The following is a 9822-nucleotide window of genomic DNA, read 5'->3' on the forward strand; positions in this document are numbered from 1 at the left end:
GTATAAAACCATTTGCAGTTGGCAGAAAAAATTGGATGTTCTGTGCAACAACTAAGGGTGCTAAAGCTAGTGCAAATATTTATAGTATTATTGAAACTTGCAAAGTAAATAAGATTAATCCTTATGATTATTTAAAATATTTGCTGAATCATATTCATGATTATTCTGATCCAAAAGAGTTAGTAAATTTACTTCCATATAATATTGATAAAAAAATATCATCAAATTAAATTTTTTTTAGAATTATCAAAAAACTTAAGAAACCCAAAGAAAGGCGGATAATACTTGTCAAGATGGGGATATTTTAGCGTTTACCTTGTATTATATCTGTTATTTTTTTTTATTACCTGGTAAAATATTTTATACTCTTTCATTATATCAAGTGAAGTTTGCTGAATAATTATTAGTGATAACTTTTTATTTTAACTGTAATTAACTTGGTTGAAAATATATTTCAGAAATATATCTTCTTCCTTTTTCAGCTCTTTTAAGTTGAACTATTACATTAACAACTTGCATTATATATTCTTTTATCTGATCTGGTGGTAACCCAAGTCCGGCTTGCATAACCATTAATTTTAATTGTTCAATTGCCATCAGTGGAGTATCAGCATGTAATGTTGAAATTGAACCAGGATGACCAGTATTAATTGCTCTTAGAAAACTAAATGCTTCTGCACCTCTAAGCTCACCAACAATAATTCTATCTGGCCTTAAACGCAAACATGCTTCTATTAAATCTTGTGTAGTTACTTTTGCTCTACCTTGGCCACCTTTAGAAGCAAGTAAATGCAATCTATTAGGATGATCATTAAGTACTATCTCTCTAGCATCTTCGCAGGTAATTAAACGTTCATCATGTGGTATTTCACGTAACATAGCATTTGTAAAAGTTGTTTTACCAGTTGATGTACCACCACTTATAATAATATTTTTTTTACTAATTACTGCATGCGTTAAAAATTCTTTAATTTTTTTTTCTTTTAAGTATTGATTTAAAATATCATCGTTTTTATCAACTACTTTTTCTATAGCTGTATTATCAAATGCTCCAAGTTTTTCATATGCATCTAAGTCAAGATTCATTGTTGATGGCTTTCTTATCGAAATGCCAATTGTACCTACTTCACAAGCTGGAGATATTACAACTTGTATTCTAAACCCATTAGGTAAAGTTCCTGATAATAAAGGATTTTCTTCACTTATTATTTGTTCGGTAGATTGGGCAACTAGTAAAGCAAGTGATTTTAAATGTTCAAAAGTTAATTGTGGAACATTTTCTTTTCTTATATCACCTTTATTCTCTACCCATGCTTCTAGAGGTCTGTTGATAGAAATTTCATTTACTCCATCTTCATCAAATAATAAATATAGTGGTTTTAAATATGTTTCAAGTGCAGTAACATTCAGGCTCATTTGTTATTTAATTTTCTATTTTGTAATAATGAAGGTGGTGGAAAAACAAGATCTCTTTGTACAAGAATATTGATTATCGTTCCTTGATTAACTGTAATAGTTGGATTAGTGGAAAATGAATCTTGAATCATACTTTTTGTTATATCACTAAATTGTTTAGTACTATCAGTTATTGCTTGAGATACAGGATCACCAGTAGTAGTAATTGTTATAGATCCATCAGTACCTTTATTTGTAGTTGAGCTTGAACTTGAATTTTTGATATTAGAAGCTTTTTTAGCAGCTTCAGCAGCAGCAACTGGTACAACATAAGATACTAAGAATGCGTTTCCAATTTTTCTCCAGAAATGATCATAAACATTTCCAGCAACACCAGGCCTACCTAGTTGATCTACTCCTTGAGATTTAATTTCTATATCAAGCCCATCTGGTCTGATTAATCTATTCCATATTACCCCAACTCTGGTTTGTCCACCTTTTACTTGAGAAGTGTATGTGCCAATTAACCTAGATCCTTTTGGAATCATAACATCTGTTCCTTGTTCAGCATATATATCACGAGAAACTATTGCTCTTAGCATTCCTGGTATATCTGTGTTGATTGCGGTCTCAAGAACAGCATAAATAATTTTTCCTTGAATAATTGTTCTATTTAAATTAGTAACTTCTGTAGCTTTTACAGTAGGTGCTATTGTTTTTCCTATTACTTCCCCGTCAAGTGCTCCATCACCAAAACCCAAGAAGTCTGATGTGCTTTTTTTAGAGGAAGATTTATTATCTTTATTTTTGCTGTCTCCTCCAAGCAATCCTCCACCGCTGCCACCACCTCCAGAAACCATTATCCCTTGTTTCATTTTAGCTTCTATAGCCATTTGCTTTTTCTTTTTTTCCTCACTGTCATCTGAAAAAGGTGACCTAAATATTGTTTTTGATGAAGAATCATCATCATCATCACTGTTAGTATTTAAACTTGGAGGTAATGGTAAAGTTGGTTTTTGAGGAATTGATGGTTTTTCAGGAGGTGGAGGAGGTGGGGGAGGTGGTGTTGGAGCTTGAACCTGAGGAGCTTCAATAGATTTAGAATCTTTATTTAAATCTTTAATTTCAGAATCTTTATTTACTTCAGGTACTGGCTTAGAAGTTTTTAAAATTTGCTCTTTTTCCTTTTTATCTACTGGTTCAGATTTAACTTTATCTTTAGAGTCATTTCCTTCAAAAATAAAATAATATGCTACTAATACACCTAAAAGTATAAAAAATATTAATAGGAATTTTTTTTGGGTTGAAGCAATAGATACGGAAGAAAAGGTAGTATTTTTATTTACTGCTTCTTGACCTGATGCTTCTTGATTAGCATTATTATCAGTTATATTGGTATTAACATCTTTTACTTGTTCTTCTTGTGCCATAAATTTAATTTATGTAATTTTTATTAGTTATTTCAATAACATTATTATTAAAACTTAACTCTAAATGTTTTCCTATATTATCAATTACCAAATAATCACCAACTATGTTTGGTTTAATTTTAAGAACTTTATTATTTTTGATAACTTTGATAAAAGGTTGTTTAAAAGTGATGTCTTTATCATAATATATATATGTTTTTAAACCATCATCAAATACTTTAGAAGGTAAGTACTTTACTGGGCCTACCATTTCATAATTGAAATTATATGGTTTTACTTCAAGTATGTCTTGTTTATCATCATTTTTCTTAATCTCTGGATAATCAATTTTTTCATCTGGACTTGGAAAATAAAATCTTGCTACATAAACTAATTCGTTATCTACATAGCCAGAATATGGTTTTGATTGAACTTCAAATTGATATACTCTTTTGTTTGTTATGATTGTCATATTTGTTAAAATATTATCTTCAAGAGGTTTAATAAATAATCTATTATCAATTGGGATTAATTGCCATGCATAGCTATTACCAGTTGTAATTGTCTTAATTTCTTCATCTTTTTCAAATTCTACGCTTGTTTGAAAATTAAAATGTACTACTAATCTAAAAATTTCATTAGGATTATATATTAATGTTTTTATTCTACTGTCAGTGGAAATAGGGTTGTCACTGGCAAAAATAAAGCTAATGGCAAATAAATACCAAAAACTTATTAAACACATTTTTTTAGCTATTTTCATCGTTCATTCTAAATAACGTTACTTGGAATCCTAAAGGATTTATTAGCCTATCTTGCTCGCTCATATTTAAGTTAAAGTAATCAAATTCCATATAAATTATCTTATTCATAACCATATTAATTTGTCCAGAAACAGTTAAATTAATTCTAATTTGTGCAGATGTGTCTGAAGGAAAAATAATTGATTTTAAGCCTACTGTTCTATATGAACCAGAGCCATACAAGTTATATGGACTTGAAGGGTTATTATAACCAAATTTATTTCTATAATCACTATAATAAACACTAGAACTAGATAAAACTCTAACTACATCGTTAAAATTTCGATTGAAAGTTTCTGAATAATACTCTTCTCTAGCTCTAATATACTTCATTACAAAATATCTCTTTATTGATTCATTTGCAGAATATGTTTCAATAGAAAGTGGCTTTACTACTGTTGGAACGCCGCTCTTTTCTTCAATTTCTATAACAAAAGGATCTATGCTTTGAGTGTTTTTTAAGTATCTGATAGTACTAAGTGCTACAAGAATTAATATAAAGCATAAAAGTAATCCAATTAATAATAAGTTTCTTTGTACAATTGCAGATTGAAATTTATCATCTTTCCAATTTTTTAACTCTTTATTATTAGTTAAGAAATTAATTGGATTATTTTCTTTACTTTCATTAGCATCTGTATTTTTTTTAAAAAATTTTTTAAAATTCATAATTATCAATTAAAGTTTAATGTTATTTTTAGCAAAATCCCAATTTAGGTGAAATTTAATAACATTTTCTAAATAACTTAATCTGTCATTTTTATAATCAATATAATATGCATGTTCCCAAACATCAATTGTTAATATTGCAATTTTATTGTGTAGCATTGGGCTATCAGCATTGTATGTTTGCATTATTTCTAATTTTTTGGTATTGGGGTTTTGTACGAGCCAAATCCACCCACTTCCAAATAAAGTAACTCCTGTTTCAACAAATTTCTTATAAAATTCTTCAAAACTATTAAAATCTTCGTTAATTTTATTCAATAAATCACCTGGAGGTGGATTTTCTTTTGGCGATTTATTTTGCATTAATATATCCTTATCTAAGTTTTCTGATTGTTTATTTTTATCTAATTCATTTACATTAAGGTCATCAATTATTATCTTTTTTCTAATTGAATCCCAATAAAAGTCATGATTCCAAATTTGTGCTGCATTATTAAAAATCTTAGTATCCTTAGAGATATAAGATTTTTTTATAATATCTTCTAAACTTAAAGATTCATAAGGAGTGCCTTCAATAAATTTATTTAATTTGTCAACGTAACCTTTATGATGTTTATCATAGTGAAAATCTATAGTGTCTTTTGTAATAGTTGGCTGCAATGTATTTTTTGAATACGGCAAGCTTTTAAATTTTATCATTTTAGTATAAAATAATTAATATGCAATTAAACATGAGATTAATAACCAAAGTTTAAATTTGCAAGAAATATCGTCTTGTTTTATATAATTTTTGGTGCAATTATTTATGAAAACAAATATTTAATTAATTATGATAAAAGAAAAATCTACAATTACAGTTTTTGGAGGAAGTGGTTTTATTGGTGCTAATCTAGTTAAAAAGCTAGCTAAATTAGATTTTAAAATAAATTTGGTGCAAAGCCATAATAATGAACATAATTATTTATATATACATGGATTTCCTGGACAAATTTGCAATATTAAATTTGAAAATACAAAACAATTTTACGAAGAAATTTTTAGCAATACAGATTATATAATAAATTTAATTGGTATTCTTAGAGAAAGTAATGATAGGACTTTTCGATATTCTCATATAGATATTCCAAAAAATATCTCTACTTATGCAAATAATTTAGCAATTAAAAAATTAATTCATATATCATCTTTAGGTATAGAAAAAACCTGTAAATTCTCTGAGTATGCAAAAACAAAACTTAAAGGAGAAAAAGTAATTTTAAAAAATTACTCCAAAGCAACAATAATTAGGCCAAGTGTAGTATTTGGTAACGCAGATAAGTTTATAAACAATTTAATAAAGCTAATAAGAACTTTTCCATTTTTTCCATTGGTTAATAAAGGTCATGTATTTTTTCAGCCAATTTTTGTTGAGGATTTAACTGATATTATAATAAAAATATTATTAATGGAAAATACAGATTTTTATGGAAAGATTTATGAAGTAGGCGGGCCAGATAAATTAACTCTCTTGCAAATAGTAAATGAAATATATAAAGCTCTAAATCAGTCTCCACGGTACTTTTCAATAAATCATAGCATAATGAAAATAATTTCTTATCTTTCTAAGTTAATTAAATCATTTCCAATAAATCCAGAAGAAGTAGATTTGCTTTTAATAAACAATATTATAAACAATGAGAATTTAGCTGATAAATTAAAAATAAATACTACTCCGTTAAATTTTTTCATTCAAAAGCAATTATATAATATTACAAGTTGACAAAATTTAAAATTTGAAGATATTAAGATAATGGTAAAGCTAAAATTTATATGCCGGATTAGCTCAGTGGTAGAGCAACCGCCTTGTAAGCGGTAGGTCGTCTGTTCAAATCAGACATCCGGCACCAAAATTTGAGGGAATATGTTTGAAAAGAAAATTAAAGCAAATATAATGATCATCGAAGATGATGAAGAGATTACAAGTAAAATTAAAGAATCTTTAGAAGATAATTCTTTTAATGCATACGTTTTAAATGATGGAATAGAAGCAGTAGAAATAATTAAAGACAATGAGCCTGATTTAGTGATTCTTGATTGGCTTTTACCTGGTAAATCTGGAATAGAAATATGTAATGAAGTAAGAAAAATTACTTCAATTTCAAGCATTCCAATATTAATGTTATCTTCAAGAGGTGAGGATTTTGAAAAAGTGATAGGCCTTGACAATGGTGCTGATGATTATTTAACTAAGCCTTTCAACGATATAGAACTAATAGCCAGAATAAGAGCATTGCTTAGAAGAATTAGACCAATTTTCTCAGAAACAAAACTTGAATACGGCAATATAGAGATAGATTCTAAAACTCATAAAGCTTATTATAATAAAACAGAATTAAAGTTATCACCTATAGAATTTCAAATACTTCAAATTTTATTAGAAAAACCTGAAAAGGTTGTGCCAAAAAGTACTATAATAAATAAAATTTGGGGTGTTAAAGTTTATGTTGAAGATAGGACTATTGATGTTCATATTGCTAAATTGCGTAAAGCTATATCACGTGTAAGTAATGAAAAATCAGAGCATATTAAAACAGTGCGATCAGTTGGATATATTCTTGAATCACTAGATACCTCAAATCAATATGATAGCTAATAGTATTGTTAATGCTTTTAGTGACTCTATAAGTTCAGGTAACCCTGCTGCTGTTTATATTGTTGATGATTTTCCAAGTTCAGATGAAATGCAAAAGATAGCAACAAAGAATAATTTATCAGAGACAGCTTTCTTAAAAAATATTAACAAAAATCAATACCAAATACGTTGGTTTACTCCAAATTCAGAAGCTCCAATTTGTATTCATGCTACTTTGGCTTCAGCACATTGTTTATATGAGAATGATTTAGTTAATTATGATGATTCAATAGAGTTTTTAAATTTAAATAATAAATTTATTGCATCTAAGACTTTAGATTGGATAAATTTAAATGCACCTAGTATAGAAATAAAAGCAATTCAATCAAATAAATTAATTAATGAGATTTTGAAAAATTGTAATGTAGAATACTTAGGCTTATCGGAAAATATTCTTTTTGCAGAGTTAAAAGATAAGAATGAAGTGAGAAATTTTAATCCAAATTTAAATTTGATTTTAAAATTACCTTATAGAGCATTATTAATCACTTCAAGAGATGATGAATATGATTTTATATCTAGGTATTTTGCTCCATCGGTTGGTATTGATGAAGACCCTGTGTGTGGTTCTGCACATTGCAGATTAATTCCATATTGGGCTAAAAAACTTGGTAAAAACAATATGATTGCTTATCAAGCTTCTAAAAGAGGTGGTGTAATAAAATGTCAGAATTTAAAAGATAAAGTGATAATTTCAGGAAAAACTATCACTGTCAGCTGATATAGCTAATTCCTTATAATATAATTACAATTTCGCTCGTTACTCATGTGAGTTTACCACACTTAGCTCCCTCTCTTAATGTACTTAAATTAACCCGAACTGCAGATAAGAAATTAGAAATTTATAACAAATTTTGCCGTCATGAAGCACAGCGTCCCTTATAGTCATCACGAAGGAGAGCTTTAGCTCGACTGTGGTGATCCATAATTGTTGTCGCATTTACATTTGTTGATAGTTTTCCTGGATTGCCGCGAGCATTAAAATGCTCTCGCAATGACTATATTGTTAACTAAAATTTTATTCAAGTATTTGTATATAACAGTTCTTTGCCTTTTACAAAGCAATTTTTATCTGCAGCTTGGGTTAAATTAAAGTTATTTAGCTATATAGAATGGCTATAATAATTCAGCATAATGTGGTGTTTCATCATTTTGAGTTAGCATCTCTTCCGTACTATTATTTAAGTTTAGTGAGTGCATTGCTACTCCCATGCCCATTCCTTTTGAATCGTTTATGTATAGCATTGGCAGTGTATCTTCTTGCTGGATGCTCTCTTTGTTTAGCAATGTTACAGTGCTATCTTTAAATTCTATGTGAATTGATTGAGCCAGTGTATCATTTGTTATCTCTTCCATAGCTTGTTCATTTATTGGTTGCTCCATACTTTCTTCCATTTTATCAATTCTTTCACCGTTTTTATTTATATAATATGTATTACCATTTTTATCTTTTTGTAACTGCTGTTTTTCACTATTACTTGCTGTATTTCCTCCTCCCTGTCCACCTGAAGTATCATCCTGATCATTTTCATCATCTTCATCTTCATTATGTTTCACTTTTTCTTCATTTGGATTTTTGCATGCTTCTTTTTTTAGTAGTTCTGTAGCTTTCTTTTTATTTTCTTTAGTTTTAGATTCATTGTTTTTGTTGTCAGAACCTTTATCGCTATTTTTATCTTCTATTGCTTTCTTTTTATTTAAGTCTAAAGTTTTTAATAATTTTTCATAGCGATCTAAATTTAAATATTGTGTCAATTTGAATGAGGGCAATCCTCCTATTTTAAAAGTTTTAGCGATGATTTTATTTTGTACTTTATTAATAATATTCCTATCAGATACTTTATTTAAATTATTCATCAACATACAATCTTCTTTTATTCTCCATTCTTGTTGAGCTTGATATTTTTCACTTAATTCGTTAATTTCTTCTTTAGAGATAAGACCTTCTAATAAATTTTTATCTAAATAGTTATTTTTAATTAATTCTTCCTTTATGCCATTAAATTTCTCTTTTAAAGAGCCATCTTGATTAAATAACAATTCTTTTATTACCTTTTGAGAGCATTTTCCTGATTTTACAAGACATTTAACTATCTCTAGATTGTTAAGCCTAGCAGCAGCTTCTTTTAATGCATCATCATATGCTTTTTGAGAGCATTCTTCTGATTCTACAAGATATTTAACCATCTCTAGATTTTTAGCTTCACCAGCAGCATTTACTAATGCATGACTATATCACTCTTGAGAGCATTTTCCTGATTCTACAAAATATTTAACTATATCTAGCTTGTTAAGACTAGCAGCTTTTATTAATGCTTTATCATATCCGTCTTGAGAGCATAGTCCTGATTTTACAAGATATGTAAATATTTCTAGATCCTCTTTTCCAACAGCATAACTTAATGCACTATCATATGCTTCTTGAGAGCATTTTCCTGATTCTACAAAATATTTAACTTTCTCTAGATTGTTTTCTATAGCAGCATGACGTAATTGTCTATCACATGTTTTTGTTTCCATAATCTATCACCTTTAAAAATTTAATTTATACTGATATAATGTAAACGCTAAAATATCCCCATCTTGACAAGTATTATCCGCCTTTCTTTGGGTTTCTTAAGTTTTTTGATAATTCTAAAAAAAATTTAATTTGATGATATTTTTTTATCAATATTATATGGAAGTAAATTTACTAACTCTTTTGGATCAGAATAATCATGAATATGATTCAGCAAATATTTTAAATAATCATAAGGATTAATCTTATTTACTTTGCAAGTTTCAATAATACTATAAATATTTGCACTAGCTTTAGCACCCTTAGTTGTTGCACAGAACATCCAATTTTTTCTGCCAACTGCAAATGGTTTTATAC

General features: G+C 28.0%; 12 protein-coding genes and 1 tRNA gene. 5 read left to right on the forward strand and 8 right to left on the reverse strand.

Translation table 11 applies throughout. The features are described from left to right. The coding region (locus EIC27_RS08195; protein WP_205702304.1) for a transposase domain-containing protein at window positions 1–230 on the forward strand (230 nt) is incomplete at its 5' end. A gap of 202 nt (window positions 231–432) precedes the next feature. On the opposite strand, the gene virB11 is transcribed toward EIC27_RS08195, so the two are convergent. Genes virB11 through EIC27_RS03900 form a run of 5 tightly spaced genes read right to left on the reverse strand, consistent with a single transcriptional unit; the run spans window position 433 to window position 4975 of the window. Then, the gene (virB11, locus tag EIC27_RS03880) at window positions 433–1416 is read right to left on the reverse strand and encodes a P-type DNA transfer ATPase VirB11 (RefSeq protein ID WP_126044822.1); all 984 of its coding nucleotides are present in this window, start codon (window positions 1414–1416) and stop codon (window positions 433–435) included. After that, a complete protein-coding gene (locus tag EIC27_RS03885; RefSeq protein ID WP_126044823.1) occupies window positions 1413–2825 on the reverse strand; it encodes a TraB/TrbI/VirB10 family type IV secretion system protein in 1413 nt (470 codons plus the stop codon). Before EIC27_RS03885 ends, virB11 begins: the two co-directional genes overlap by 4 nt. Window positions 2826–2829: 4 nt before the next feature. Beyond that, the gene (locus EIC27_RS03890; protein ID WP_162298325.1) at window positions 2830–3567 is read right to left on the reverse strand and encodes a TrbG/VirB9 family P-type conjugative transfer protein; all 738 of its coding nucleotides are present in this window, start codon (window positions 3565–3567) and stop codon (window positions 2830–2832) included. Then, window positions 3554–4276, reverse strand: coding sequence for a VirB8 family type IV secretion system protein (locus EIC27_RS03895; RefSeq protein WP_126044824.1), 723 nt, complete (start codon window positions 4274–4276; stop codon window positions 3554–3556). The genes EIC27_RS03890 and EIC27_RS03895 overlap by 14 nt, the downstream gene beginning before the upstream one ends. Before the next feature lie 9 nt (window positions 4277–4285). Further along, complete coding sequence (locus tag EIC27_RS03900; protein WP_126044825.1) at window positions 4286–4975, reverse strand: superoxide dismutase; 690 nt, start codon at window positions 4973–4975, stop codon at window positions 4286–4288. Window positions 4976–5105: 130 nt separating this feature from the next. Here EIC27_RS03900 and EIC27_RS03905 point away from each other — a divergent pair, with 130 nt between their 5' ends. The 4 genes from EIC27_RS03905 (at window position 5106) to EIC27_RS03920 (ending at window position 7668) form a co-directional block, all read left to right on the forward strand. Then, complete coding sequence (locus EIC27_RS03905; RefSeq protein ID WP_126044826.1) at window positions 5106–6035, forward strand: complex I NDUFA9 subunit family protein; 930 nt, start codon at window positions 5106–5108, stop codon at window positions 6033–6035. Window positions 6036–6087: 52 nt separating this feature from the next. Beyond that, window positions 6088–6162, forward strand: a tRNA-Thr gene (locus EIC27_RS03910). 14 nt (window positions 6163–6176) lie between these two features. Continuing rightward, window positions 6177–6908: a response regulator gene (locus EIC27_RS03915; protein WP_126044827.1), complete on the forward strand. Its 732-nt coding sequence runs from the start codon at window positions 6177–6179 to the stop codon at window positions 6906–6908. Continuing rightward, the gene (locus EIC27_RS03920; protein ID WP_126044828.1) at window positions 6898–7668 is read left to right on the forward strand and encodes a PhzF family phenazine biosynthesis protein; all 771 of its coding nucleotides are present in this window, start codon (window positions 6898–6900) and stop codon (window positions 7666–7668) included. The genes EIC27_RS03915 and EIC27_RS03920 overlap by 11 nt, the downstream gene beginning before the upstream one ends. Before the next feature lie 395 nt (window positions 7669–8063). Here the strand turns inward: EIC27_RS03920 and EIC27_RS03925 are convergent, their stop codons facing one another. From EIC27_RS03925 to EIC27_RS08200, 3 genes are all read right to left on the reverse strand, one after another. Further along, the gene (locus EIC27_RS03925; RefSeq protein ID WP_126044829.1) at window positions 8064–9134 is read right to left on the reverse strand and encodes a hypothetical protein; all 1071 of its coding nucleotides are present in this window, start codon (window positions 9132–9134) and stop codon (window positions 8064–8066) included. 48 nt (window positions 9135–9182) lie between these two features. Further along, the gene (locus tag EIC27_RS03930; protein WP_126044830.1) at window positions 9183–9467 is read right to left on the reverse strand and encodes an ankyrin repeat domain-containing protein; all 285 of its coding nucleotides are present in this window, start codon (window positions 9465–9467) and stop codon (window positions 9183–9185) included. 125 nt (window positions 9468–9592) lie between these two features. Further along, the coding region (locus EIC27_RS08200) for a transposase domain-containing protein (protein WP_205702304.1) at window positions 9593–9822 on the reverse strand (230 nt) is incomplete at its 5' end.

This window comes from Candidatus Aquarickettsia rohweri, assembly GCF_003953955.1.
Taxonomy (GTDB): Bacteria; Pseudomonadota; Alphaproteobacteria; order Rickettsiales; family Midichloriaceae; genus Aquirickettsia; species Aquirickettsia rohweri.